Source organism: Stenotrophomonas sp. GW821-FHT09E08, from assembly GCF_059416125.1.
This window is the reverse complement of the sequence record NZ_JBWKOO010000006.1, coordinates 159,148-184,345: the sequence shown is the minus strand read 5'-3', so window position 1 is coordinate 184,345 and position 25,198 is coordinate 159,148. Positions and strand designations below refer to the sequence as shown.

Below are 25,198 nucleotides of genomic sequence, written 5' to 3'. Positions count from 1 at the left end.
GCGTGTTGGCTATCACAGTTCAGATGCGAACTTGATCGAGCATCACTTCGCCTTTACGTGCCTGAAAAAGTTCATCTTTGCGGCGCCCACAGGCTGCGCTCAGAACATCCACGCATGGCGTTCGCGGGAAGGGTCTGGGCCCTTTCCCGCGGAAAGGCATCCGACCCTGTGCCATCAGATCTTCAGATAGATCTTCCGCCGGTCCAGCCACCACGCCACGCCCCACCACAGCGCGACGAACGCCAGCGCCTGCAGCATCGATGCCAGCTCGAGCGCCTGCGGCATCGCGGTGGCCAGCTGCTGCCAGATCCAGCCCCAGGCACCGGTCGCCATCAATGCCACCGACATCACCGATGCCCCGAGATACGCGGTGATCGCATTGACGCCGAAGCGACGGCCCAGCGCCGGCCAACCCTTCTGGTCGATCAACACGTGGCCCAGCCACAGCGCCAGCGCCGCCAGGCCGCCGGTCCACAGCACGTAGCTGGGCGTCCACAGCTGCTTGTTCAACGGGAGAACCACGGCCAGCAGCAGGCCCAGCACGGCAGCAACCGCGCCCAGCCCAGCCAATGCAGCAGTGCGCCGGTTGCGCAGCAGGCCACCGGCCAGCAGGCCAAGCACGGTGCTGGCCAACGCGCCCAGCGTGCTCAGCAGCCCTTCCGGGTCATGGCCCAGCCCGGTATCGGCGTGCCATTGGTAGATCCATGGCGCGAACAGCGTGGTATCGAGGCGGCTGGCCGGGTTGGTCCACGGCGCCAGGTCACCGATGCCCAGCAGCAACACGGTATAGCCCACCAGCAGCGCGACCAGCACGCCGGACTGCACGCGCGGCCGTGCATACACCGCCAGTACACCCACCAAGGCTGCGCACACCGCGATCCGTTGCAGCACGCCCCAGATGCGGAAGTGATGGGTATGCAGCGCCCACCAGATCAGCAGATGCAGCAGCGCACCGGCCACCAGGATGCGCAGCGCGCGTTCCAGCACGCCACGCGCCAGTGCAGGTCGCGCCGACGCGTCCAGCGCGCGCGGCGCTACGCTGAAGGCCATCGACACGCCGACCAGGAACAGGAAGAACGGGAACACCAGATCGGTGGGCGTGCAGCCATGCCATTCCGAATGACGCAGCGGCGCGAACACCGCGCTCCAGTCACCCGGGTTGTTGACCAGCAGCATCGCCGCCACGGTGATGCCGCGCAGGGCATCGATCGAGCCCAGCCGGCGTGGCGGCGTACTGTTCATCAGGCAGCCTCGTACTGTCCGGCAATCCAGGTACCACGCACCTGCAGGGCATCATCCAGCAGCACCAGGTCAGCCTGGTAGCCCTCGGCGATGTGACCCAGACGATCGTCAACGTTGAGGAACTGCGCCGGATAGGTCGAGGCCATGCGCGCGGCTTCTGCCAACGGCTGGCCGAGCAGTTGCACGGTGTTTCGCACGGCAGTGGCCATGTCCAGCGCCGAGCCGGCCAGCGAACCGGCGGCATTGCGCACCACGCCATCGATGGCGGTGATGGTTTCGCCATACAGCACATAGCTGGGTTCATCGGCACCCACCGGTGGCATCGCATCGGTCACCAGCAGCAGGCGACCGCGCGGCTTGGCCGCCAGCGCCACGCGCAGGCTGGCCGGATGCACATGCACGCCATCGACGATGATGCCGATCCAGCTGTCGCGGTCTTCCAGCGCAGCGCCCACCGCGCCGGGCTCACGCCCCTGCAGCGGCGACATCGCGTTGTACAGATGGGTGAAGCCACGCACGCCGGCATCCAGGCCGGCGCGGATCTCTTCGTAGGTGCCTGCGGTGTGCCCAGCGGCAACGATCACGCCGCGCTCCACCAACGCGCGGATGGTCTCCAGCGGCACGCGCTCCGGCGCCAGCGTCAGCAGGGTCACGCCGTTGTCCAGCGATGCGGCCAGTGCGATTTCTTCTTCGTCGGGCACGCGGAACTTGCTGGCATCGTGCGTGCCCTTGCGCGCCGGCGCGATGTACGGTCCTTCCAGATGGATGCCGATCACGCCTGGCACACCCTGCGCGATCGCCTCGCGCATCGCATCGATGGCTTCACGCATCACGCCCAGGTCATCGCTGATCAACGTCGGCAGCATCGCGGTGGTACCGAAGCGGCGGTGCGCCTGCGCGATGGTGCGCAGTGCCGCCACGTCCGGCGTGTTGTTGAACAGCGCACCACCACCGCCATTGACCTGCACATCGATGAAACCGGGCAGCAGCCAGCCACCGCCCAGATCAAACTGCTCGGCAGCCTGGCCCAGTTGCGGCGCTGCATCGGGCAGCAGCGCGCTGATGCGTCCGTGCTCGATCACCACCGCCAGATCATCACGGAACTCGTCGCCGGCAAGGACGCGAGCGTTGCGCAGGACCGCTGCCATCACACCGTCTCCGTAACCTTGTTCAAGTGCGGCGGCAGGTCCGGGTTGAAGCCACGACGCAGTGCCAGCGCGTTGATCGCGCGGTAGAAGCTCTGCACGGTCAGCAGCGGTGCGCACAGCGGGTGCGGCGCGGCGGCCACCGGCAGGTTGCCACCGGCACCGGCCATCCACACCTGCGCGCCACGCGAAGTGAATTCTTCGACGACAGCACGAGTGCCGGCGCCGGTTTCGTCGGGCTGGGCAAAAGCCAGCACCGGGAAACCGCGATCGACCAGCGCCATCGGGCCGTGCTTCACTTCGGCCGAGCTGTAGGCCTCGGCATGCAGGCTGCAGGTTTCCTTGAACTTCAATGCAGCTTCCTGCGCCGCGCCGAGCCCCAAGCCGCGCCCCAGCACGAACAGATTGGTCGCCTCGACCAGGCCCTCGGTCACCGGCGTCCAATCGCACTGCCAGGCCTCGCGCATCGCATCCGGCAGCAGATCCAGCGCATTGCGCAGGCTGCTGTCCTGCTTCCAGTACGCGGCCAGCTGCAGCAATGCGGCCAGCGAAGCAAGGTAGCTCTTGGTCGCTGCCACGCTCTTCTCGGCACCGGCATGCAGCGGAATGACCGTGTCGGCCAGCTGCGCCAACGGCGAATCCTCGACATTGACCAGCGCGATCACGCGCGCGCCGGCCGCCTTGGCGGCCTCGGCGTTGCGCAGCAGGTCCGGGCTCTTGCCCGACTGCGAGATGACGATGAACAGCGCGCCGCGCAGCTGCAGCGGTGCGGCATAGACCGACCCCACCGACGGCGAGGCCGAGGCCACCACCAGGCCCAGCTGGGTTTCCAGCAGGTACTTGCCGTAGGTGGCGGCATGGTCGGAGCTGCCACGGGCACAGGTGACCACGAACGGCGGCGGCGCCGCGCGCAGGCTGGCGGCCAGGGTCTCCATGGTGGCGTGGTTGCGCGAGAACTGGCGGGCGACCACGTCGGCCGCTTCAGCGGCTTCGGCGAACATCAGGGTGGAAGTGGGGTCTGACAGCGACATGGCAGGCTCAGGCAGGATCGGAAGGAAGGGGGCGTGCGCCGGCCGGGCGCATCGGCGCGGTCGAACCGCGCACCACCAGCTGCGGCACGAAGCCCTGGTTGTGCAGCGATGCCGGCGCGTCGTCGTAGGCGTCGCTGCGCAGCTGTGCGATCAGCAGGCGCGCGGCATGGCGGGCGATGTCTTCGGTGGCCTGCTTGGCGGTGGTCAGCGGCGGCCATGACTGGCGCGAGAACGGGCTGTCCTCGAAGCCGGCGATGGACAGGTCGTACGGCACGTTCATGCCGGCCGACTTCGCTGCGGCCAGCACACCGGCGGCGATTTCGTCGTTGGAACCGAAGATGGCCGTGGGCGGTTCGCGCAGCGCCAACAGGCGGCGCGCACCACGGAAACCATCGTCGAAGGTGTAGTCGCCCTGCACCACCAGGTGCTTGTCCACGGTCATGCCGTAGTCCTTCAGCGCGGCTTCGTAACCGGCGTAGCGCTCGCCCGAGGAACGGTGCGAGATGCCGCCCCAGAGGAAGCCGATACGCTGGTGGCCCAGCTGGATCAGGTGCTCGGTGATCTCATAGGCGGCCTCACGGTCGTCGACGAACACGCAGGCGCCATCGGCCGGGTCTTCGGTAGCGGCGATGATCCGCACCAGCTTGATGCCGCGCGCGGTCAGCGCCTGGATCAGGTCACGACGCTCGGACATCGGCGCGGTCAGTACCAGACCGGCCAGGCGCGAACGCTGCACCCAATCGGCCAGCTCGTCGGCCAGCAGCGGCGAGCTGGAATCGCAGGGATGGATCTGCAGGCCGAAGCCGGTCTCGCGGCACGCGGCCAGCACGCCGTTCTGCACGCCGATGATGTGGTACGGGTTCGGGTTGTCGTAGACCAGCCCGATCACGAAGGTGGTGCCACTGCGCAGGTTGCGCGCGGACGGATCGGGCTCGTAATCGAGTTCGGCGATGGCACGCAGCACCCGTGCACGGGTGGCCTGCATCACCGAAGGCTCGTTGTTGATCACCCGCGAGACCGTCTTCAGCGAGACCTTGGCCTTCTCCGCAACGTCCTTGATGGTCGCTCTGCGCATCGGTTTCCCCTGGGGTTGGCTGCCGTCCATCATCGCCGATCAGACCTTGTCCTGCGGCAGGCCGGCGCGATGGCCGATCACCGAATAGAACAGGATGTACAGGTAGCAGGGCACCATCAGCAGCACGAACACCAGCTGGAAGTCGATGTGCTGCTTGAGCACGGCGAACAGCTGCGGAATGATCGCGCCACCGGCAATGCCCATTACCAGCAGCGCCGAGCCGGTCTCGGTGAAACGGCCCAGGCCGCGGATCGCCAGCGGGAAGATCGCCGGCCACATCATCGCGTTGGCGAAGCCCAGCAGGGCCACGAAGGCCACCGACACATAGCCGTGGGTGGCCCAGGCACCGAGGCAGAACACCACGCCCAGCACCGCCGAAATGGTCAGGTAGCGCGACTGCGACACGACCTTGGGGATCAGCAGCAGGCCGACCACGTAGCCCACCAGCATCGCGCCGAGGGTGAGCGAGGTGAACATCTTGGTCTGGTCCAGCGGCAGGTCGAAACCATGGCCGTAGGTGCCGATCGCATCACCGGCCATCACCTCAACGCCCACGTAGACGAACAGGCAAAGCACGCCCAGCCACAGGTGCGGGAACTGGAAGATGCTGCGGCGCTCGGCGGCACCGGCAGCCACCGGCGTGGCGTTGGCCTCGGAGGACTTGATTTCCGGCAGCGGCGAGAACAGCACGGCCACCGCCAGCACCACCAGCAGGCCGGCCATGGCCAGGTAAGGCGCGTGGATCTTGGCGGCGAATTCGTTGAGCAGCTGCGCCTTGGTGGCTTCGTCCGCAGCGGCCACCGTGGCCGACAGGTCACCGATGCCATGCAGCACCACGGTACCGATCAGCACCGGGGCGAGCATGCCGGCGATCTTGTTGCAGATACCCATCAGTGCGATGCGGCGTGCCGCGGTCTCGATCGGGCCGAGGATGGAGATGTAGGGGTTGATCGCGGTCTGCAGCAGCGCCAGGCCGCTGCCGATCACGAACAGGCCACCGAGCGCGCCCGGGTACCAGCGCTGGGTGGCGAATTCGCCGAACAACGCGGCACCACCGGCCATCACCAGCAGGCTCAGGCTCAGGCCCTTCTTCATGCCGGTGCGACGCAGGATCCACGACGCCGGCAAGGCCAGGAAGAAGTAGGACAGGTAGAACACCATCAGCACCAGGAAGGCGCCGACCTCACTGAGTTCGAAGGCCAACTTGACGAAGGTGATCAGCGGGCCGTTGAGCCAGGTGAAGAAGCCGATCAGGAAGAACAACACGCCAACGATGGCGATGGAGGTGGCCACGTTCGGGCGCGCGCTTGCAGCGGGGACGGCGGACATCAGGAGGGCTCCTGCGGCGACGGCCGCAGAACGCGGCGTCGGAGAGTGGCTGGGAACAACGTTGTCACATTCTTTCGATGGACAGCTGCGGTTTGTCAACTTCCACGCGCAGCCCTGTGAACCTCGTGCTGCACTGCGCAACCCGATCGCGGCGCCTCGTGCTGAATGCGCCGGAGGCCTTGGGCCATGTGCGGCAATGGTTCCAACGTGAAACCCGCACTCACGCCATGTAAACGTTTACTGCCTATCGCATTCGTTGCGATGCAGCAACGAAAGTGTCACGAACTCGTTGACATCGTTGTCAGCGGGGTTACAGACTCCGCCCCAATCGCCGCCCCCGATCCCGGGGCCGGCCCCACCTGCAGCAGGAGCCCGCGTGACCGCCAGCCACCCCGCCCCGGCCCATGTCCTGTCCCGAGTCGCGCCCTCGTTCCTGGCCGCCGACGTCGGTGGCACCCATGTGCGCGTTGCCCGGGTCCAGGCCAGCGGTGATGCTGCCCATCCGGTGCAGGTGCTGGAATACCGCAAGTACCGCAATGCCGACCATGCTGGCCTCAGCGCGATCCTGTCCGATTTCCTGGGTGAAGGCGTGCGTCCTACCCATTGCGTGGTCGCCAGCGCCGGCTATGCCCGCGAAGACGGCACGGTGATCACCGCCAACCTGCCGTGGCCGCTGTCAGCCCGCCAGGTGGAAGCCGACGTCGGCCTGCAGCGGGTCTACATCGTCAACGACTTCGAAGCAGTGGCCTACGCAGCCGCGCAGGTTGACGCCAGTGGCGTGCTGCACCTGTGCGGACCTGACACTGCCGCACGCGGTCCGACCCTGGTTGTCGGCCCCGGCACCGGGCTTGGCGCGGCGCTGTGGATTCCCACCGCGCACGGCCCGGTGGTCCTGCCCACCGAAGCCGGCCAGCCGACCCTGGCGGCCAGCACCGAACTGGAAATGGCCATCGTCCGCCACATGCAGCGTGACCGCGCCCACGTGTCGATCGAACACGCAATCTCCGGCCCGGGCCTGATGAACCTGTACCGCGCAGTGTGTGCGCTGCAGGACCAGGCACCGACCTTGGCCAGCCCCGACGCGGTCACCGCAGCGGCCATGGCCGATACCGATGCGCATGCGCGCCAGGCGCTGGATGTGTTCTGCGGCCTGCTCGGCAGCACCATCGGCGACATGGCCCTGTTCTACGGCGCCCATGGCGGCGTCTACCTGGCCGGCGGCATCCTGCCGCAGATCCGCGAATACCTGCGCGGCAGCACCTTCGTCGAACGCTACCTGCAGAAGGGTCCGATGGGCGAAGCGCTGGCACGCATCCCGGTGAAGGTGGTCGAACACGGCCAGCTGGGCGTGGTCGGCGCTGCCAGCTGGTACCTGCAGCAGCAGTCCGCCGCCTGACACCGCAACAGGCTTCAACGCAATCGCAGCACGCAGTACGTGGCACGCCAACGCACGGGACTTCGCCGCCGCCCCGCGCATGTCATCGCAACCGTAATCGAACACCGCCGCCGGCATCCATTCGAGTGATGAGGAGAGACATCATGAACACCCGCAAGACCCTGCTTTCGGCCGCCATCGTCAGCTGCATCGCCTTCAGTGCGCACGCGCAGCAGCCCCCCCAGACCGCCACCGATCTGGACACCGTCACCGTCACCGGCATCCGCGGTTCGATGGAAAAGTCGCTGGACACCAAGCGCGAAGCCAATGCGCGCGTGGAAGTGGTCACTGCCGAAGACGTGGGCAAACTGCCCGCGCACAACGTCGCCGACACCCTGCAGCGCCTGCCGGGCGTCAACATCAGTTCGTCCAGCGCCGATGAAGGCGGCTTCGACGAAGCCGACCGTGTCAGCCTTCGCGGCACCAGCCCGAGCCTGACCCAGACCCTGATCAACGGCCACACCGTCGGCTCCGCCGACTGGTTCGTGCTCAGCCAGGGCAACAACGTCGGCCGCAGCGTCAGCTACTCGCTGCTGCCGTCGGAACTGGTCAGCTCGGTGGAAGTGAACAAGTCCTCGCAGGCCAAGCTGCAGGACGGCGGCACCACCGGTACCGTCAACATCATCACCCGCAAGCCGCTGGAATTCTCCAAGCAGTTCACCGCTGAAGGCTCGATCGGCGCGGTGCGCTCGGACCAGGCCAAGTCGAACGACCCGCAGCTGTCGGCGCTGTTCAACTACAAGAACGATGAAGGCACCTTCGGCGTGATGCTGCAGGCCTTCAGCCAGAAGCGCGAGCTGCGCCGCGAAGCGCAGGAAATCCCGGGTGGCTTCTTCACTATTGAAGCCAACGATCCGGTGGCCAAGACCAACCCGGATCTGGTCGGCGTACAGGTTCCGGGCCTGCTGGGCTCAACCCTGTTCGAACAGACCCGCAAGCGTACCGGCGGCCTGGTTTCGCTGCAGTTCAAGCCGACCGACGATCTGAGCTTCGTACTCAGCGGCTTCAGCTCCAAGCTGGAAGCGAACAACTACAACCGCAACTTCATGATGTTCGGCAACAGCTTCGGCAAGTCGCAGGCACCTGATCCGGGCTACGTGGTCAAGGATGGCGTGCTGACCCAGGCCAGCTACGTCGGCAAGCCAGGCACGAACTACGCGGTGTACGACATGATCTACCGCGAGTCGACGGCCAAGACCAACTACATCACCCTGGATGCCGACTGGCAGGTCAGCGAAAACCTGACTGCGAAGTTCCAGGCCGGTACCACCAAGGGCACTGGCGAAACGCCGCGCCAGTACATCGCAGAGCTGTTGACCGCCAACGGTGGTGGCGCCAGCTGGACCACCCATGGCAACGGCTCGCCGGTGGACTGGAATGTGGGGGGCGATATCAGCCCTGCCGGCGCCAGCTGGGGCGGTACCTGGGGTAACCAGCAGGTCACTGCGATCGACAAGGAAAAGTGGGCCAACGTCGATTTCAGCCAGTACTTCAATGCCGGCGTATTGAGCTCGATCGATTTCGGCGCCCGCTACGCCGACCACACGCGTGAAGCGAAGTCGCCGGAAGGCGCCACCCCGGGCAACATCTGGGACGCCTTGCGCGGCAGCCCCACCGCCAACTACCCGGGTGGCTTCGCCGGCGACATCGGCGGCAACTTCCCGCGCAACATCTGGTACTACACCCCGGCAGCGCTGCGCAATGCGGTGACCAACAATTCCGAATGGCTGTCGGGCAATGATGGTCCGGATGGCCGCCACAACTACGGCGCCGAATGGAAGGTGACCGAAAAGAACTTCGCTGCCTACGTGCAGGGCAATTTCAGCGGCGACCGCTGGAGCGGCAACGTCGGCCTGCGCTACGTCAACATCAAGCAGGACATCGATACCTACGCCACCGCCACGGGCTCGACCGTGCCGGACGTGAAGAGCCTGTTCGGTGCGTGGACCCGCGAAGCCTTCGAGAACAAGCACAACCGCGTGCTGCCGAGCGCCAACTTCAAGTACGACCTGCGCGACGACCTGGTGCTGCGCCTCGCCGCCTCCCAGACCCAGACCCTGCCTGACTACTCCGCACTGGGTGCGTCTTCGTACGGCTCGGATCTGAACCGCAAGGGCGGCGGCGGCAACCCGAAGCTGAAGCCGGTGATCTCGACCAACTTCGACGCCAACCTGGAGTGGTACTTCATGCCGCGCGGCATGCTGTCGGTCGGTGCGTACTCGATGCGCCTGAAGGACTACGTGGCCTTCAGCACCGAGAAGCAGATGCTGTTCAGCGAGCTGACCAACAGGCTCGAGGAGTACGACATCTCGCGTCCGAAGAACGCCGACGGCAAGGTACGCGGTATCGAAGTGGCCTATGAGCAGCCGATCGGCGAGTACTTCGGCGTCAACGCCAACTACACCTACGCCGATGGCAGCACCGAGCACACCTGGGCCGATGGCACCGACAACCTGCTGGGCACCTCGAAGAACACCTACAACGTGGGTGCCTACTTCGAGAACGACACCTTCGGTGCACGCGTCAGCTACACCCGCCGTTCGTCGTTCCTGATCGGCCTGTCCGGTGCCAACCCTTACTACCAGGATGACTTCGGCACGCTGTCGGCATCGCTGAGCTACAAGGCCACCGACTGGCTGAGCATCAGCTTCGATGCGCTGAACCTCAACAACCCGACCTACAAGTACTACCAGACCGCGGCCATCCCGACCTCGTTCTACAGCAACGGTCGCCAGTACTACCTCAACTTCCGCTTCAAGTACTGATCCAGCGGCGGCAACATCGCCGAGTCGTGCACGCACGCCGGGCCTGGGTCATTCCGGGCCCGGCGTTTTTCATGTATAGCGTTCATCGCACCGTTCCAAGGAGTCGTTCCGATGGTCAAGCCTTCCCGCGCCCGGATGCGCAGCGCACTGCTGCTGGGCAGCCTGTTCGCGATGCTGCCGGCGATGCCGGCACTCGCCGCCGACCCGACGCCCGCCGCTGAAGCTCCTGGCCCGCAGCTGCGCGCCGGCAGCCTGATGCTGATTCCCGCCCCGGCCAATGTGCAGTCCGGCCAGGGCAGCGGCATCAGCGTACGTGCTGGCACCCCGCTGCATGCCGAAGGCGAGGCCGCGCAGCGGGTCGCCACCCAGTTCGCCGACCTGCTGGCGCGCAGCGGTGGCCCGCGCCTTGCGCTGGCCAAGGGCAAGTCGGCCGCCCAGGACGGCGGCATCCGTTTCCAGATCGTCCCGACCTTCCGCGACAGCGGTGAGGGCTACACGCTGGAAAGCAGCGCACAGGGCGTGCTGGTGCAGGCCGGCAACGAGACCGGCCTGTTCTATGGCGCGGCCACCCTTGCCCAGCTCGCCACCGGCGGCAGCAACGGCGTATTGCCGGCGGTGCAGATCCAGGATGCGCCGCGCTTCAGCTGGCGCGGCTTCATGCTCGACTCGGCGCGGCATTTCCAGAGCCTGGACGAGATCAAGCACGTGCTCGACGCGATGGCCGCACACAAGCTCAACACGTTCCATTGGCACCTGACCGATGACCAGGGCTGGCGCATGGAGATCAAGCGCTACCCGAAGCTGACCGAAGTGGGCAGTTGCCGCCTGCCGGCCGGCGACGGTGGCATCGATCCGGTCAGCGGCCAGGAGCACCCGTACTGCGGCTTCTACACGCAGGCGCAGATCCGCGAAGTGATCGCCTACGCCGCCAAGCTGCATATCCAGGTGATTCCGGAAATCGACGTGCCCGGCCATGCCACCGCCGCGATCGCCGCGTATCCGGAGCTGGGTTCGATCAGCACGCCGCTGAAGCCGATCAGCGAATGGGGCGTGTTCCCGAACCTGTTCAACGTGGAAGACAGCACCGTCACCTTCCTGGAGAACGTGCTGGAAGAAGTGATCGCGCTGTTCCCGGCCAAGTACGTGCACGTGGGTGGCGACGAGGCAGTGAAGGACCAGTGGGAAGCTTCGAAGCAGGTGCAGCAGCGCATGCGTGCGCTGGGCATCAAGGATGAGATGGCCATGCAGAGCCACATCATCAAGCGCCTGGAGACCTTCCTGGAGGAACACGACCGGCGCCTGATCGGCTGGGACGAGATCCTCGAAGGCGGGCTGCCGCCACAGGCCACGGTGATGTCGTGGCAGGGCACCGAAGGTGGGCTGGCTGCAGCCAGTGCCGGCCATGACGTGATCATGTCGCCGGTCGGCTACCTGTACCTGGACTACCTGCAGACCGCCTCGCCGAACGAACCGCCGGGCCGACCGACCCAGGTCAACCTCGGCAAGCTCTACAACTTCGAGCCGGTGCCAGCCGAGCTGGCGGCCGACAAGCGCGGGCACATCCTCGGCCTTCAAGCCAACATGTTCACCGAGCACACACGCAGCTACGCACGCCTGCAGCACAACCTGTTTCCGCGCCTGGCTGCGGTGGCCGAGACCGGTTGGAGCACGCCGGAGCATCGTGACTTCCGCGATTTTCTCGCACGCCTGCCCGCACAGTTGCAGCGTTACCGCGCCTGGGGCCTGGCCTACGCGCAGACCCCGTTCGAGGTGGGCGTGGACTACACCGATGATCGCGCGAAGAACACCGTGACCGTGTCGCTGGCCAATCCGCTGGGCTATGAAGTGCGTTACAGCACCGATGGCCAGCCGGTGACCGCGCAGTCGCCGCTGTACCAGCAGCCGCTGACCTCGCCGCTGCCCGCCAACGTACAGGCCGCCGCGTTCTACCAGGGCCAGATGCTGGCCGCGAAACCGACCATCGCCGCGTTCACCGCGCAGTCGCTGCTCAGCCGCCGCAGCGATGAACTGCTCAGCTGCGTGGGCAAGAAGGGGCTGGTGCTGCGCCTGGAAGACGATGGTCCGCGCGAGGGAACGCGTGCTGTGTTCAACGTGGACATCTTCCAGCCTTGCTGGCGCTGGCCGCAGGCGCAGCTGGACGATGTCGGCAGCGTGAAAGTCCGTGCGGGCCGCATTCCGTACTACTTCCAGCTGGCCCACGACGAACCCAAGCGCCGCTTCGAGAAGGCCAAGCGTGCGCACGGCGAGATGCAGGTGCGTCGCGGTGACTGCAGCGGCAAGGTGCTGGCTGAGGTACCGCTACCGGCCAAGCCGGATGCCGATGGCTTCGTGACGCTACGCGCCACGCTGCCGAAGGGGACCCAGGGCACCGGTGACCTGTGCATCAACTTCACCGGCGATACGCGCCCGGCGATGTGGGTGCTGGATGAGGTGACGCTGGGGAAGTAACGGCAGGTCTGTCCTGGTGGGTGCCGACCTTGGTCGGCACCTCGGGCAGTCCATCCACGCTTGGCGTGGATCTACTGAAATTCCATCCACGCTTGGCGTGGATCTACTGGTAGGTGCCAACCTTGGTTGGCACGCCTTTACCCCCGCCAGCGCAGCAGCAGGTCGCGCAGCGGGGTCAGCGCGGTGGCCATGCCGGCCAGCACGCCAATCGTGTTGGCCAGCGCATCCATCGGGTCGGCCATGCGGTTGCTGGTCAGCGCGCCCTGCGCGAACTCGATGCCGATGCCCATCAGCACCAGGCCCACGCCCACCCACAGCAGCGGGCGGCCGCGACGGAACAACTGCACCGCGCTGCCGGCGAGGATGAAATAGGCGAGGAAGTGCTCGCCCTTGTCGCTGTTTTCCGGCAGCGGGATCGGCGGCGGCGGGATCAGGCAGACCACGATCACCAACAGCACCGCCAGCGCCCACAGCACGCCCCACAGCCGCGGCCGCTGCAGCGGCTTGATCACCGGCAACACGTCACTCACAGGCGCCAGCTCAGGTCACCCAGCTCGAACGCCGGCTCGAAATCGACGCCCCGTTGCAGGCCGATAGCCTGGAAGCGCTCGCCCATCTCGGTCGGCAGGGTCAGCTTCTTCACCTGGTCACGCAGCTGGATGCGGCCGACCTCATCTGTGCGTTCCTCGGCCAGCAGCAGCACCTGGTCCAGGCCGTTGCCGAGCAGGAAACTGGCCTGGCTGCAGTAGCCGGCCAGCTCGAAACCGCCGTGCAGGCCGGCTTCGGCCATCGCGGTGAAATCGACCGAAGCAGTGATGTCCTGCAGGCCCGGCCAGCGGTAGATCTCGTTGTGCACGTGCTGGCGATAGAACGCGCGCACGGTGCCGTCATCGCGATCTTCCATGTAGAACTCGCCACGGTTGTAGCCGTAGTCGACGAACAGCATTGCACCACGCTGCAGGCCACCGGCCACCGCCTGCAGCCAATACGGCAGCTGCGGCAGCACTTCGGAGCGGTAGCCCTCGGGAAAGGGCTTTTCCAGGTAGCGTTCCAGATGGCGCACCGCACCGTTGAGCAGAATGTCGGCCGGCTGCGCACCGCGGATGAAGTTGCCATCGCCATCGAGCTCGACGGTCTCCTCGTACACCTCGCCGTCCCTGATCAGGAAGCGCGGAGTCGGCAGCGCGTCGATCACCTCGTTGGCGAACACCACACCCTCCCAATCCTCTTCGAACGGGCGGTCGATCCAGTCGACGCGCGCGGCCAGCTCGGTCGGCAGGTTCTGCTGCAGACGCTGCTGCTGGCGCTCGCGCAGGTCCGCACTGGGTTCGAGGATGGCGTAGCGCGCCGGCAGTGCGTCCAGCTCGGCCAGGCGCAGCAGCACGGCTTCGGCGAAGGCGCCGGTGCCGCCGCCCAGCTCCAGCATGCGCGCCTGCGCGCCCAACTGGGCGAACACCGGGGCCAGTGCATTGGCCACGCTGCCGGCGAACAGGCTGCCGAGCTCGGGCGCGGTGGTGAAGTCGCCGCTGCCGCCGAACTTGCTGGCGCCGGCGCTGTAATAGCCCCAGCCGGGGGCATACAGGCACAGCTCCATGAACCGCGAGAACGGCATCGCCCCGCCCTGCGCAAGGATTTCAGCGCGCAGGGCGGCGGCCAGCAGGTCGCTGTGGGCCAGGGCATCGGCTTCGGGCAGAGGGAAGGTGGGCTGCATGGCGTCTTCGAATGCGGTGACAATGGTGCACAGGATAGCCGAGCCTTGGAGGACCCTCGATGAGCGACACCACCCCCGTGGTCCTGATCACCGGCAGCGCGCGCCGGATCGGCGCGGCCATTGCCCGCCAGTTCCATGCCTGTGGCTGGTCGGTGGTGCTGCATGCCAACACCTCCAGCGCCGAGCTGCAGCAGGCTGCGTTCGATTTCGACAACGTGCGCCCCGGCAGCGTGCTGGCGCTGCAGGCCGACCTGCGTGACGCCGACGCGCTGACCGATCTGGTGGAACAGGCCGTGACCCACTTCGGCCGCCTGGATGCGCTGGTCAACAACGCCTCCAACTTCTTCCCTACCCCGCTGGGCCAGGTCACCGCCGAGGCGATGGACGAGCTTTACGCGGTCAATGCACGGGCGCCCCTGCTGCTGTCGCAGGCGGCAGCTCCGTACCTGCGCCGCCAGCACGGCTGCATCGTCAACCTGACCGACCTGCACGGCACCGACCCGATGCGCGACCACATCGCCTACACGATGGCCAAGGCCGCGCTGGAGATGGCCACCCGCTCGCTGGCGCTGGAACTGGCGCCGAAGGTGCGGGTCAACGCGGTCGCCCCCGGCGCGATCCTGTGGCCGGAACAGGGCAAGGACGATTTCGCCCGCGAGGCGCTGCTGGCGCGCACGCCGCTGGCGCGGATCGGCACCGTGGAAGAGATCGCCGAGGCGGTGTACTGGCTGGTGGCCGATGCCAGCTTCGTCACCGGCCATACCCTGCGCGTGGATGGCGGGCGTACGGTCAGCTGAGGCGTTGCCGGGATGCATGATGGGGGTCAGATCCCTTTTCCCGGCGGGAAAAGGGATCTGACCCCGTCATTCGAGCTCCACGACCTCGAACGCTTCACCAAACTGCCTGTGCGCACGCCACAGCGTGGCCAGGTCCTGGCCGCTGACCGGGTCGACGAAGCCCGGCGCAATGTCCGCCAGCGGCTTCAGTACGAAGGCATGCTTCAGCTCCGGGCGCGGGATGCGCAGGTGGCCAGGGCCCTCCACCACCAGGTCGCCGTAGAACACCACATCGATGTCCAGGGTCCGGTCGGAGAAGCGCGGGCCACTGCGGTCACGCCCGTGCGCGTCTTCCAGCGCATGCAGCCAGTCGTCAAGTTCCTGCAGTGGCAAGTCGGTCTCGATCGCCACCGCATTGTTGAGGAAGGCCGGGCCATCGAAGCCGACCGCAGCGGTACGGTAGGCGGGTGACACCTGCAGCGCGCCGAAGCGCTCGCGCAGGGCCGTCACCGCGGCGTGGAGGTAGCGGCGGGGCTGGACGTTGCTGCCCAAGCTCAGGAGCACGGTGGTCATGCGGTTCAGGTGACGGCACTTGGGGGGGCGTGGACATGCCGTCGTCACGGCGGCCTGCCTACAATCCGGGACGCACATGATAGGGCACCGACATGACCTATTGCGTTGGAATCGAGGTGGACGAGGGCCTGGTCTTCGCCGCCGACACCCGGACCAATGCCTCGCTGGACGATGTGCGCGTGCACCGCAAGCTGCACGTGTTCGGGTACCCCGGCCAGGCAGCCTACGTACTGATGGCGGCTGGCAACCTGGCCACTACCCAGCTGCTGGTGTCGCGCCTGGTCCGCGACGCCGACGAGCGGCGTACGCCCAACCTGCGTGACATGGCCCACCTGTTCGAGGCCGCGGCCTACGTCGGCCAGTTGCTGGTCGACAGCCAGGTCAAGACCGAGCACAGCGAGCACGGCCATGACGGGGTCAACACCCAGGCCACGCTGATCTTCGGCGGCCAGGTTGCCGGTGAACGCCCAGGGCTATACATGGTCTACCCCTTGGGCAACGCCATCGCCGCCTCGCCGGAGACGCCCTACCTGCAGATCGGCGAATCCAAGTACGGCAAGCCGATCCTCGACCGCATCCTCAGCCCGGCAACACGCCTGGAAGATGCCGCACGCACGGCGATTGTCTCGCTGGACTCCACCATCCGTTCCAACCTGTCGGTGGGCCTGCCGATCGACCTGGCGCTGCTGCGCGACGGCGAACTGCGCATCGGCCAGCAGCTGCGGCTGGGTGCGGATTCAGCGCTGTATGCGGACATCCACCAGAACTGGTCGCGGCGGCTGGAACAGGCGGTGGACAGCCTGCCGCGGTTTCCGTGGGAAACCGCCGAACGGTAGTGCCGGCCGCTGGCCGGCAACCGCAATGATCCCACCACACGCAGACGCCGGCCAGCGGCCGGCACTACCGCGGCGTCAGCCCAGCGCTTCGGCCACCGCGCGGAACACCTGCTGCATCTGCAGCGGCTTACGCAGCACATGCACTTCCACGCCAGCGGGGAATGCATCGGCCGATACATCCACCGTTGCGTCTTCCAGCACCAGCGCCGGGCCGCGATAGCCCAGTACAGCCATCTCGCCCAGCAGCTGGCTGGCCGGCAGCAGCTTGGAACCGGCGTCGGCGATCACCAGTGCCGGCAACGCCTCCTGCTGCATCCAGCGCAGCGCCGCCGGACCATCGGACGCCAGTTGCAGCTGATAGCCCTGGCTGGAAAGCGCATTGCCGAGCAGCGACAGGCGGGTGGCTTCGCCATCGACCACAAGGATCGACTGGCCACTGCCCAGCGCCACCAGCTGCTCGATCGGCTCGCTGCCATCAATGGCCTCATGCATCGGCAGACGCAGTTCGAAGCAGGTGCCCTGCCCCGGCTGGCTGCTGACGTGGATGCTGCCGCCGGCGCCTTCAACGATGCGCTTGCAGGAAATCAGGCCCAGGCCGGTGCCATCGGCCTTGGTGGTGAAGAACGGGTTGAACAGGTGCGAGAGCGTGTCCGCATCCATGCCGATGCCCTCATCGACCACACGGATCTGCATCCAGTCCACGCCATCGCGTTGGCCGGCATGGCTGGCGGTCAGGCTCAGCCGGCCCCCGTTGGGCATCGCCTGGATCGCGTTGAGCGCCAGGTTCAACATCACCTGCTGCAGCTCGGTGTAATTGGCATCGACCACCAGGCCCTGGTCCTGCACCTGCAGTTCCAGGCGCACGGCATCGGGCACGTTGCTGCGCAACAGGAGTGCCACCGCATCGAACAGGCCATCGATCTCGATGCGTTCACTCGGCTTGCGCGAGCCACGCACGAACGACAGCATCGATTCGGCCATCTCGTGGCCACGACGACCACACTCGGCGATGACGTCGGCCAGGTGGTGCAGCTGTGGATCGTCGGTACGGGCCTTCAGCAGGTCCGGCATGATCAGCAGCGGCTGCAGGATGTTGCGCAGGTCATGGCTGAGGCCGGCGGCGAGCAGTGACAGGCTTTCCAGCCGCTGTGCGCGCATCAGCTCGGTTTCCACGCGTGCGCGTTCAACAGCGCTGCGCGCCTCGCGGATCGCGCGCGCCACCGCCGACGGCAGGCGCGCCGGCAGGTGCTTGATGATGTAGTCGTTGGCACCCTTCTGCAGTGCCGCCACTGCGTTCTCCTCACCCATGGTGCCGGAGACGAAGATGAAGGGCACTTCCGGTGAGGTCTCACGCACGATGCGCAGTGCATCGTCACCGGAGAACCCCGGCATGCTCAGGTCGGACAGCACGATGTCCGGCACGAACGCAGCCAGCGCCTGGCGCAGCTCGACCTCGCTCTCGACACGCTCGAAACGGGCTTCCAGGCCCGCATCGAGCATCTGTTCGGACATCAGCTCGGCATCTTCCGGGGAATCTTCCACCAGCAGGATGCGCAGCGCCCCCAGGGCGGGACCGGTCAGGGGCATGGGCTCACTCGAGTTCCGGTGCCTGGTTGATCAACGCCCAGAACTTGCCCAGGGTCTGCACCGCGCCAAAGAACTGGTCCACGTCCACCGGCTTGACCACGTAGGCGTTCACGCCCATGTCCCAGCTGCGGGCGAGGTCGCTTTCCTCGCGCGAGGACGACAGGATCACCACCGGCAGGCGCTTGAGTTCTTCGTGCTCGCGGATCTGCCGCAGCACTTCCAGGCCATCCATGCGCGGCATCTTGATGTCCAGCAGCAGCACCGCCGGCAGGCCTTCCTCACGGTTGGCGAAGGCGCCGCGGCGCAGCAGGTAGTCCATCACTTCCACGCCGTCTTCGACGTGCACGATGGGATTGGCCAGACGCGCCTCTTCCAGAGCGTCGATTGCCATTTCGGCATCGGCCGGGCTGTCTTCGGCGAGAAGAATGGTGCGCAGAGTCGTCATGCAGAGGGACCTTGTTTGTCCGCGTCGATCGCGGGAGGCAGGTAGAAGTGGAAGGTGGCGCCGACGTCAGGCTCGGCTTCTGCCCAGATACGGCCGCCATGGCGGGTCAGCACGCGGCGCACGCTGGCCAGGCCGATGCCGGTACCCGGGTAGTCGCTGGCCTTGTGCAGGCGCTGGAACACACCGAACAGTTTGGCGGCGTACGCCATGTCAAAGCCTGCACCATTGTCGCTGACCGTGAACTGATGACCACCGTCGGGCTGCAGCTGGTAGTCCACGCGGATCTTTGCCGGCTCGCGGTTGCCCGAGTACTTCACCGCGTTGCCGAGCAGGTTCAGCCAGACCTGGCGGATCATGTTTTCATCGCCGACCACGATCGGCAGCGGTGCGATGCTCCACTCCACCTGATGCGCATGGCCGTTGTTTTCGGCCTCGGCCTGCAGGTTGGAATCGAGCATGGCACGGGTATCGGCCACCAGCGACTGCATGTCCACCGCCTGCTGGCGCATCGCCACGCGCCCCAGGCGCGAGTAGACCAGCAGGTCGTCGATCAGGGCTGCCATGCGCCGCGCCGAACTGGATATCACTTCAAGGTAATGGCGGCTCTTGTCGTCGGCCTGCTCGCCCAGATGGCGCGACAGCTTGTCGGAGAAACCAGCAACATGGCGCAGCGGCGCACGCAGGTCGTGCGAGACCGAATAGCTGAACGCCTCCAATTCGCGGTTGACCTCCGATACCTGCGCCACCTTGCCCTCCAGCTGGCGGTTCAGCTCTTCCACGCGCAGCTGCACGGCCCGCTGCACGGTGACGTCACTGACGGTCAACAGCACCACCTCGTCATCGGTATCGGGCAGCGGCATGCGCCGGGCGTTGAGCAGCATGTAGCGCACCATGCCGTCGGCGGCGCGCTGTTCGTGCTCGAAGTCCCATAGTTCGCGGCCACGCAGCAGCACATCGGACAGTCGCTGGCGCATGACCGGATCCCGCCAGGCGCCATCACCGACCGATTCCAGCAGCAGGCCATCGGCACGCTCATCCTGCAACCCGTACAGCTCAGCAAATGCAGGATTGTGCAGCTGTACGCGCAACTCACGATCCAGCAGCACGATCGGCTCACGCACAGTCTGCAGTACCGACGCCGCGCGCGCGGCCGAGCGCTGCGATTGCTGCTCCGCATGCAGGCGGCGGCCGATCTGCCGCTGCAACAACCACAGCACCAGGCCCAGCAGGGCCAGCTGCACCACCAGCGAGCTCCAGGAAACAAACTCGGTCTGCCTGCGCTGGCGTGCGGCCTGCTCGGCGCGCAGAGCCAGCAACTTTTCCTCGCTGGCCTGCAGCTCCTCGACCAGGCCACGGATCGGGTAACGCGTGCTCAGGTCCTGCACCAGTTCACGCTGGTCGCTGTTCGGTTCGGACTTGGCCAGCTCGCGCGCGACCGCCAAGCGCCCGTCCAGCATCGACTCGATGCGGCCGATGCGGATCAGCTGTTCGGGATTGTCGCGGGTCATGCGGCCGAGCTGGGCCAGCCGGCCCGGTATTTCATTCGCTTTGGCCATGCGCTCACGCAGGCCCGGCGCGTCCACACCCTTGGACAGCGTCAGCGCAGCCGATTCGACATCGCGGACATCGGCCTGCAGCTGTTGCAGGGCCACGCCCACGGCCTGGGTGTGGCTGACCCAGGCCATCGCTTGTTCGTTGTCCTGCTGCAGTTTGCGCAGGGTCAACCACGGCACCACGATGATCGCGGCAGCCGCCAGCGCCAGGGCCGGCAATCGCCAGCGATCCCAGACGTCATCACTGAAAACCTGCGCCATAGTTCCTCGTCAGCACGGCCGCGGAGCGTAGGCCGATACCGGCCCGGCTGCGGCGGAACGGGCAATATAGCGCAGGCGGTCACAACTCTGGAGTTTCCAGCCTGGTTGGCTGAACGGGCTCCGGAAACCCACGGTAGGGCCGGGCAGGGCCGTCGGCTCTGCTTCGTAGAGTCGAGGTCGCTCGACTGCTCGGGCGGTTGACTCGGGGGTTGATCTGCAGTGGAGCGAGCCGAGCAAGCTCGAATCTACCCGGGCAGTGGGCGCCCCATGCGGGGCGCCCACCGGGTTCAGCGCTTGGCGGCCGCGCTGACCTTCAATGCGGCGGCATCGACGCGGGTCACGCCCTTGATGCCCTTGGCAGTTGTGACCGCCTTGTCTTTCTCGGCCTGGGTGGCCACGGCACCGCTCAGGCTGACCACGCCGTTCACCGTTTCCACCTTGATTTCGGTGCCCGGGACGTTGCTGCTGGCCAGCAGGTCGGCCTTCACCTTGGTGGTGATCCAGCTGTCGGTCACCGGCTCGTTGGAATCATGGCGGTCGGCGTGGGTGGCCGGATGAGTGCTGGTCGGCGGGCTCTTCGCGGCCGGATCCTTGGCGAATGCGGCCGAGGAGGACAGCGCCAGGCCCAGCGTCAGGGCGGAAGCAATCAGCGTGCGGGTGGTATTGCTCATCGTGTCGTACTCCTTCGGAATGTGCTGCCAGTCTGGACATACCGGCGTAGAGCAGGCGTGGCGTTACGGTCATGCTGCCGTGAATCGAAGCGTTTCCAACGGCAACGGTTCAGTTTTGGCCTGCCATCCCCCGTCGTTTACCCTGCCCTTCCCCACTGCCGGAGCTCTGCCATGCGCCCCGACCTGCAACTGGCCCTGATCGGCTACGGCCTCGCCGGCCGCGTCTTCCATGCGCCCCTGATCCAGCACACGCCCGGCCTGGTGCTGCACAGCATCGTCAGTTCGCAACGCGACACGCTGCTGCGCGCGTTCAGCGACGTGCACGTGCGTGCCACTCCGCAGGAAGTGCTCGGCGATCCTGCAGTGGATGCGGTAGTGATTGCCACACCGAACGAACAACACGCTCCGCTGGCCATCGCGGCGTTGGCCGCGGGCAAGCACGTGCTGGTCGACAAACCGTTCGCGCTGGACGTGGCCGAAGCGGAAACGGTACTGGCTGCGGCGCGCGACGCCGGGCGCATCGCTACGGTGTTCCAGAACCGGCGCTTCGACGCCGACTTCCTCACCCTGCAGGCACTGCTGGCGCAAGGCGTGCTGGGTGATGTTGCCGAATGCCACGCGCACTTCGACCGTTACCGGCCGCAGGTGCGCGACCGCTGGCGCGAGCAGGATGGCCCCGGTAGCGGCCTGTGGTACGACCTGGCACCGCACCTGCTGGACCAGATGCTGGAGCTGTTCGGCTGGCCACAGTCGATCGATGCCGATCTGGCCGTGCAGCGCGAAGGCGGCAGCGGCATCGATTACTTCCATGCGGTGCTGCACTACCCACGGCATCGCGCAATCGTGCATGCCGGTTCGCTGGTTGCGGCGCAGACACCACACTTCAGCGTGCATGGCAGCAAGGCCAGTTGGATCAAGCACGGCCTGGACGTGCAGGAAGCGCAGTTGCGGCGTGGGGTTGCGCCGGGGGCGCCAGGCTGGGGCATCGATCCACGGCATGGTGAGCGGGTGCACTGCGATGCGGAGGACAACGTGCAGCGCAGTACTGTCGACAACCTGCCCGGTGACTACCGGCGGTTGTATGCGCAGTTCGCGGCGGCGATGCATGGTGACGGCGAAGCGACGGTCAGCCCGATGCAGGCGCTGCAGCTGATGCGGTTGCTGGAGGCGGGGATGGTCAGTGCGCGCGAAGGGCGGCGGGTTCAGTTGGGGTGACCGGCAGGGCTGCGCCCTGCACCTACCGAATCAACGGCAACGTCAACGTCAAAGCAATAGCTGGCTATCCATGGGATGGCGGGGGGGCCGCTCACGCCCCCGCAACCGGACCCACTCCGCCTTCGACAGTTATCCGCGCCCGACGGTAGGTGTCGACCTTGGTCGACACATCCACGCCAGGCGTGGATGACGTGGGAACGATCGGAGACGGCTTTTGTAGAGTCGAGCCAGCTCGACTGGCTTCATGGGGTCAGAGCCCTTTCCTACGGAAAGGGATCCGCCCCCACCGCAGTGATTACGACTTCTTGATCGCGTGACCGCCGAATTCGTTGCGCATCGCCGACAACAGGCGGTCGGTGAACGAATTCGATTCACGCGAGCGCAGGCGTTCCAGCAGCGACAAGGTGATCACCGGCGCCGGTACATCCAGTGCGATCGCTTCGGCAACCGTCCAGCGACCTTCGCCGGAGTCTTCCACGTACGGTGCAATGCCATCCAGCGACGGATTGCGCTTGAGCGCCTCGGTGCTAAGGTCCAGCAGCCACGAACGCACCACGCTGCCGTGGCGCCACACCTCGGCCACCTGGGCCAGGTCCAGCTCCATTTCCTGCTTGCGCTCCATCAGTGCGAAGCCTTCGGCGTAGGCCTGCATCATTCCGTACTCGATGCCGTTGTGGACCATCTTGGTGAAGTGGCCGGCGCCGGACGGGCCGACACGCGCCCAGCCGCGGTCTTCGGCCGGTGCCAGCGTGCGCAGCAGCGGTGCGACCTGCTCCACCACCGACGCTTCACCACCGACCATCAGGCTGTAGCCTTCCTGCAGGCCCCACACGCCACCGCTGGTGCCGCAGTCGACATAGCCCAGGTCGTCCTCGGCCAGCGCCTTGGCGCGGCGGATCGAGTCCTGATAGTTGGAGTTGCCGCCGTCGATGACGATATCGCCTTCAGCCAGGTGCGGGGTCAACTGGCCCAGGGTCTGGTCGACGGTTTCGCCGGCCGGCACCATCAGCCACAGCACGCGCGGTACCGGCAGGGCGGCGACGGCCGCGGCCAGCGAATCAACCACTTCCAGGCCGGCCTCGGCAGCGCGCTGGCGGGCGCCCTCGCCCGGGTCGTAGCCGACCACGCGGTGGCCGCCGCGATGCAGGCGCTGGGCCATGTTGGCGCCCATGCGGCCGAGGCCGATCATTGCAATGTCCATTGTTTCACCTTCAGTTGGGGTCTAGGGTCAGGCTGCCTGGCCTGCCGGTAGCCGCGCAGTGGCGCAGCTGCGCCTCGCGCCAACGCCGGTAGAGCGTGGTATGCAGATTGTGCACCGCCAGATCGATCGAAAACGGCGTTCGCGGGTTGCGATCAAGCAGGCGGGCGATGTGGTAGCCGATGGGACGTATACCGCGCGGGTGCACATAGATCACGAACTGCTGGTAGAACGGATCGTCCAGCAGCTGGTCCATTCGCGCGAGCGTGTCGTGGTAGCGCGGTTCCAGCCGTGCACGAAGGTCCGGGTCGCGCTCGAACAGCAGCCGCTCGAAGTAGCGCCGGCCGACGCGCGGAATACGCTGCGCCAGCGTCCACAGTTCGGCATTACGCTGGTCGTACCAGGCCAGGCCGCCATGCTCAGCCAGTGCCTGCGCGGCGCCCTCGCCCACCTCGACCACGACGAAGTTCTCGGCCTGGTTGCTCAGGTCATCCAGCGTGCCCTTGTCATACACATGCTCGATGAAACCGGGCACGCCAACGAAGGCCTGCCGCCCCATCGCCGACGTGCGCACCGCCTTGCCATCGGCGAAGAAATCGCCGGCATGCGCGCCAAGCAGGATGCTGTCGGTCTTGTGCAGGGCGAGGAAGGTGCCGATCGACAGTTCATCCGCTGCGAACTCAGTATCGAATGCAGCATCGCCATACAGCTCTCGTTGCGTGGCCAGCTGCGCGACCTGGCGGCCGACCCCGCATTCGGCACGCACGGCACCGCTGTAGAACGTCTGCAGCGCCTGGCTGTTGCCCGCGCTGGGCACGAAGCCACGGCCGAAACTACGCGTGCGCTGCCAGCCCTGTGCCTGCGCGCCCTGCAGTCCGAAGCCGATCCAGCCCAGCTGCGGGCCGGAGAAGCGGAAGGCCGGGTTGTCCTGCAATGCCGAGGCCGTACGTTGCGTGGCTGCCCCCAACTGGAAGGCATAGGCGCAGACCGTGGCCGGATCTTCCAGCAGTTGCTGCAGCAGCGCCTGCCGAGCCTGGGTCGGCAATGCCGTCGGCCAGCGCACGCGCAGATCACCTGCCGCCTGCGCTTCAGCCAGCGACGCACGCGTGCACACCGGACCACCCTGCACCTGTGGCGCGGCCACCGTCGCCTCGTCGAATTGCCAGCCCAACCGCTGCAGCAGGCCCTGCGTGCAGTCGATGGGAGCTGCCGTGACCAGCGGCGGGGCCAGCAACAGGGCCACGCACATGAACCTGCCGCGCACGCTCAACCCTGGTCCAGGCTGGCCGGTGCGGGTTCCGGTGGTGCGGTCGGAGGCGGCGCGGGCGGGGCTGCGGCCGCCGGCAGATACTGCTGCAGGCGCTGGAAGAAGCGGCGATAGAACTCGGCATCGGTGACCGTGCTGCTGGCCACTTTCACCAGCGAGTCGTCATTGCTGCCGAACGGCAGCGACACCGAGCCCAGCGCACCGACACCGACACTGGCTGAGGTCGGGCTCTTCTTCAGCGCGTAGCGGTCCTGCACCGCGCTGACGAACACCAGCGTCTGGCTGCCACGCGGCGCGCAGGAGATGCGCAGCACCAGCTGTTCGTGGTCATCCTCGCGCGGCTGGAAGTTCTTGTTGCCTTCCACCTGCGTGTCGTCGGAACGGGCGATTGCGTAGCCCTGGCTGAGCAGCGTGCGCCGCGCAGCCTCGCAGGCGTCAGCCGCGCGGCCATCGACGGTGCGCGAGAAGGTATCGCCGGAATCAAAGGATTCGCGCAGCACGGTGCTGTCGGCGGCACGACCACCGCAGGCCGACAGGATCAGGGCGCTGGCGAGCGCCACGGCAGCACTGGAAAAACGGGAGGCCCGCATGGGTACTCCTGCGAGGACAGTACG

Annotated in this window: 21 protein-coding genes; 6 read left to right on the top strand and 15 right to left on the bottom strand. The window is 66.6% G+C overall.

Going from position 1 to position 25,198, the window contains the following annotated elements; translation table 11 throughout:
- Positions 1 to 174 precede the first annotated feature (174 nt).
- Genes AC07M7_RS10400 through AC07M7_RS10380 form a run of 5 tightly spaced genes read right to left on the bottom strand, consistent with a single transcriptional unit; the run spans position 175 to position 5,822 of the window.
- A complete protein-coding gene (locus tag AC07M7_RS10400) occupies positions 175 to 1,242 on the bottom strand; it encodes an acyltransferase family protein (RefSeq protein ID WP_495207322.1) in 1,068 nt (355 codons plus the stop codon).
- Positions 1,242 to 2,390 (bottom strand): N-acetylglucosamine-6-phosphate deacetylase, encoded by a 1,149-nt coding sequence (gene nagA, locus AC07M7_RS10395; protein ID WP_495207321.1) that lies wholly within the window; start codon positions 2,388 to 2,390, stop codon positions 1,242 to 1,244. The genes AC07M7_RS10400 and nagA overlap by 1 nt, the downstream gene beginning before the upstream one ends.
- The gene (locus AC07M7_RS10390; protein ID WP_097048877.1) at positions 2,390 to 3,418 is read right to left on the bottom strand and encodes an SIS domain-containing protein; all 1,029 of its coding nucleotides are present in this window, start codon (positions 3,416 to 3,418) and stop codon (positions 2,390 to 2,392) included. Before AC07M7_RS10390 ends, nagA begins: the two co-directional genes overlap by 1 nt.
- A gap of 7 nt (positions 3,419 to 3,425) precedes the next feature.
- The gene (locus AC07M7_RS10385; RefSeq protein WP_495207320.1) at positions 3,426 to 4,493 is read right to left on the bottom strand and encodes a LacI family DNA-binding transcriptional regulator; all 1,068 of its coding nucleotides are present in this window, start codon (positions 4,491 to 4,493) and stop codon (positions 3,426 to 3,428) included.
- A gap of 39 nt (positions 4,494 to 4,532) precedes the next feature.
- Entirely contained in the window at positions 4,533 to 5,822 is a 1,290-nt protein-coding gene (locus AC07M7_RS10380; RefSeq protein WP_006391721.1) for a sugar MFS transporter, read from the bottom strand.
- Positions 5,823 to 6,198: 376 nt separating this feature from the next.
- On the opposite strand from AC07M7_RS10380, the gene AC07M7_RS10375 reads away from it, so the two are divergent.
- The 3 genes from AC07M7_RS10375 (at position 6,199) to AC07M7_RS10365 (ending at position 12,491) form a co-directional block, all read left to right on the top strand.
- The gene (locus AC07M7_RS10375; protein ID WP_136638960.1) at positions 6,199 to 7,218 is read left to right on the top strand and encodes a glucokinase family protein; all 1,020 of its coding nucleotides are present in this window, start codon (positions 6,199 to 6,201) and stop codon (positions 7,216 to 7,218) included.
- Positions 7,219 to 7,361: 143 nt separating this feature from the next.
- Entirely contained in the window at positions 7,362 to 10,022 is a 2,661-nt protein-coding gene (locus AC07M7_RS10370) for a TonB-dependent receptor (RefSeq protein ID WP_495207319.1), read from the top strand.
- Between the two features lie 111 nt (positions 10,023 to 10,133).
- Positions 10,134 to 12,491 carry a beta-N-acetylhexosaminidase gene (locus AC07M7_RS10365; protein WP_495207318.1) on the top strand — a complete coding sequence of 786 codons (2,358 nt, stop codon included), beginning with the start codon at positions 10,134 to 10,136 and terminating at the stop codon, positions 12,489 to 12,491.
- 137 nt (positions 12,492 to 12,628) lie between these two features.
- Here AC07M7_RS10365 and AC07M7_RS10360 read toward each other — a convergent pair whose 3' ends face one another.
- Positions 12,629 to 13,021: a VanZ family protein gene (locus AC07M7_RS10360; protein WP_495207317.1), complete on the bottom strand. Its 393-nt coding sequence runs from the start codon at positions 13,019 to 13,021 to the stop codon at positions 12,629 to 12,631.
- Positions 13,018 to 14,202 carry a class I SAM-dependent methyltransferase gene (locus AC07M7_RS10355; protein ID WP_495207316.1) on the bottom strand — a complete coding sequence of 395 codons (1,185 nt, stop codon included), beginning with the start codon at positions 14,200 to 14,202 and terminating at the stop codon, positions 13,018 to 13,020. Before AC07M7_RS10355 ends, AC07M7_RS10360 begins: the two co-directional genes overlap by 4 nt.
- A gap of 59 nt (positions 14,203 to 14,261) precedes the next feature.
- Here AC07M7_RS10355 and AC07M7_RS10350 point away from each other — a divergent pair, with 59 nt between their 5' ends.
- Positions 14,262 to 14,999, top strand: coding sequence for a pteridine reductase (locus AC07M7_RS10350; RefSeq protein ID WP_006391894.1), 738 nt, complete (start codon positions 14,262 to 14,264; stop codon positions 14,997 to 14,999).
- Positions 15,000 to 15,065: 66 nt separating this feature from the next.
- Here the strand turns inward: AC07M7_RS10350 and folK are convergent, their stop codons facing one another.
- Positions 15,066 to 15,551: a 2-amino-4-hydroxy-6-hydroxymethyldihydropteridine diphosphokinase gene (gene folK / locus AC07M7_RS10345; protein WP_136638956.1), complete on the bottom strand. Its 486-nt coding sequence runs from the start codon at positions 15,549 to 15,551 to the stop codon at positions 15,066 to 15,068.
- 92 nt (positions 15,552 to 15,643) lie between these two features.
- On the opposite strand from folK, the gene AC07M7_RS10340 reads away from it, so the two are divergent.
- A complete protein-coding gene (locus AC07M7_RS10340; protein ID WP_495207315.1) occupies positions 15,644 to 16,387 on the top strand; it encodes a proteasome-type protease in 744 nt (247 codons plus the stop codon).
- A 75-nt stretch (positions 16,388 to 16,462) separates the two neighbouring features.
- On the opposite strand, the gene AC07M7_RS10335 is transcribed toward AC07M7_RS10340, so the two are convergent.
- From AC07M7_RS10335 to AC07M7_RS10320, 4 genes are all read right to left on the bottom strand, one after another.
- On the bottom strand, positions 16,463 to 17,974 hold the full coding sequence (locus AC07M7_RS10335; protein ID WP_012512119.1) for an ATP-binding response regulator: 1,512 nt from the start codon (positions 17,972 to 17,974) through the stop codon (positions 16,463 to 16,465).
- Between the two features lie 4 nt (positions 17,975 to 17,978).
- Complete coding sequence (locus AC07M7_RS10330) at positions 17,979 to 18,419, bottom strand: response regulator (protein ID WP_005411057.1); 441 nt, start codon at positions 18,417 to 18,419, stop codon at positions 17,979 to 17,981.
- The gene (locus tag AC07M7_RS10325; protein WP_447782594.1) at positions 18,416 to 20,233 is read right to left on the bottom strand and encodes a sensor histidine kinase; all 1,818 of its coding nucleotides are present in this window, start codon (positions 20,231 to 20,233) and stop codon (positions 18,416 to 18,418) included. Before AC07M7_RS10325 ends, AC07M7_RS10330 begins: the two co-directional genes overlap by 4 nt.
- Before the next feature lie 287 nt (positions 20,234 to 20,520).
- Positions 20,521 to 20,904: a BON domain-containing protein gene (locus tag AC07M7_RS10320; RefSeq protein WP_012512120.1), complete on the bottom strand. Its 384-nt coding sequence runs from the start codon at positions 20,902 to 20,904 to the stop codon at positions 20,521 to 20,523.
- A gap of 171 nt (positions 20,905 to 21,075) precedes the next feature.
- On the opposite strand from AC07M7_RS10320, the gene AC07M7_RS10315 reads away from it, so the two are divergent.
- On the top strand, positions 21,076 to 22,119 hold the full coding sequence (locus AC07M7_RS10315; RefSeq protein ID WP_495207314.1) for an oxidoreductase: 1,044 nt from the start codon (positions 21,076 to 21,078) through the stop codon (positions 22,117 to 22,119).
- Positions 22,120 to 22,414: 295 nt separating this feature from the next.
- Here the strand turns inward: AC07M7_RS10315 and gnd are convergent, their stop codons facing one another.
- From gnd to AC07M7_RS10300, 3 genes are read right to left on the bottom strand one after another with little or no spacing between them, the layout of a single operon-like run.
- The gene (gnd, locus tag AC07M7_RS10310; protein WP_046986309.1) at positions 22,415 to 23,320 is read right to left on the bottom strand and encodes a phosphogluconate dehydrogenase (NAD(+)-dependent, decarboxylating); all 906 of its coding nucleotides are present in this window, start codon (positions 23,318 to 23,320) and stop codon (positions 22,415 to 22,417) included.
- Between the two features lie 10 nt (positions 23,321 to 23,330).
- A complete protein-coding gene (locus AC07M7_RS10305; RefSeq protein WP_495207356.1) occupies positions 23,331 to 24,566 on the bottom strand; it encodes a hypothetical protein in 1,236 nt (411 codons plus the stop codon).
- Between the two features lie 17 nt (positions 24,567 to 24,583).
- Positions 24,584 to 25,174 (bottom strand): DUF2242 domain-containing protein, encoded by a 591-nt coding sequence (locus AC07M7_RS10300; protein ID WP_295378966.1) that lies wholly within the window; start codon positions 25,172 to 25,174, stop codon positions 24,584 to 24,586.
- Positions 25,175 to 25,198 lie beyond the last annotated feature (24 nt).

Coding starts and splice junctions, on each gene's coding strand:
- gnd (WP_046986309.1), bottom strand. CDS start 23,320: ATGGACATTGCAATGATCGGCCTCGGCCGCATGGGCGCCAACATGGCC.
- AC07M7_RS10365 (WP_495207318.1), top strand. CDS start 10,134: ATGGTCAAGCCTTCCCGCGCCCGGATGCGCAGCGCACTGCTGCTGGGC.
- AC07M7_RS10315 (WP_495207314.1), top strand. CDS start 21,076: ATGCGCCCCGACCTGCAACTGGCCCTGATCGGCTACGGCCTCGCCGGC.
- AC07M7_RS10325 (WP_447782594.1), bottom strand. CDS start 20,233: ATGGCGCAGGTTTTCAGTGATGACGTCTGGGATCGCTGGCGATTGCCG.
- AC07M7_RS10335 (WP_012512119.1), bottom strand. CDS start 17,974: ATGCCCCTGACCGGTCCCGCCCTGGGGGCGCTGCGCATCCTGCTGGTG.
- AC07M7_RS10380 (WP_006391721.1), bottom strand. CDS start 5,822: ATGTCCGCCGTCCCCGCTGCAAGCGCGCGCCCGAACGTGGCCACCTCC.
- AC07M7_RS10370 (WP_495207319.1), top strand. CDS start 7,362: ATGAACACCCGCAAGACCCTGCTTTCGGCCGCCATCGTCAGCTGCATC.
- AC07M7_RS10390 (WP_097048877.1), bottom strand. CDS start 3,418: ATGTCGCTGTCAGACCCCACTTCCACCCTGATGTTCGCCGAAGCCGCT.
- AC07M7_RS10340 (WP_495207315.1), top strand. CDS start 15,644: ATGACCTATTGCGTTGGAATCGAGGTGGACGAGGGCCTGGTCTTCGCC.
- AC07M7_RS10330 (WP_005411057.1), bottom strand. CDS start 18,419: ATGACGACTCTGCGCACCATTCTTCTCGCCGAAGACAGCCCGGCCGAT.
- AC07M7_RS10400 (WP_495207322.1), bottom strand. CDS start 1,242: ATGAACAGTACGCCGCCACGCCGGCTGGGCTCGATCGATGCCCTGCGC.
- AC07M7_RS10320 (WP_012512120.1), bottom strand. CDS start 20,904: ATGAGCAATACCACCCGCACGCTGATTGCTTCCGCCCTGACGCTGGGC.
- AC07M7_RS10350 (WP_006391894.1), top strand. CDS start 14,262: ATGAGCGACACCACCCCCGTGGTCCTGATCACCGGCAGCGCGCGCCGG.
- AC07M7_RS10385 (WP_495207320.1), bottom strand. CDS start 4,493: ATGCGCAGAGCGACCATCAAGGACGTTGCGGAGAAGGCCAAGGTCTCG.
- AC07M7_RS10300 (WP_295378966.1), bottom strand. CDS start 25,174: ATGCGGGCCTCCCGTTTTTCCAGTGCTGCCGTGGCGCTCGCCAGCGCC.
- AC07M7_RS10355 (WP_495207316.1), bottom strand. CDS start 14,202: ATGCAGCCCACCTTCCCTCTGCCCGAAGCCGATGCCCTGGCCCACAGC.
- AC07M7_RS10305 (WP_495207356.1), bottom strand. CDS start 24,566: ATGTGCGTGGCCCTGTTGCTGGCCCCGCCGCTGGTCACGGCAGCTCCC.
- nagA (WP_495207321.1), bottom strand. CDS start 2,390: ATGGCAGCGGTCCTGCGCAACGCTCGCGTCCTTGCCGGCGACGAGTTC.
- folK (WP_136638956.1), bottom strand. CDS start 15,551: ATGACCACCGTGCTCCTGAGCTTGGGCAGCAACGTCCAGCCCCGCCGC.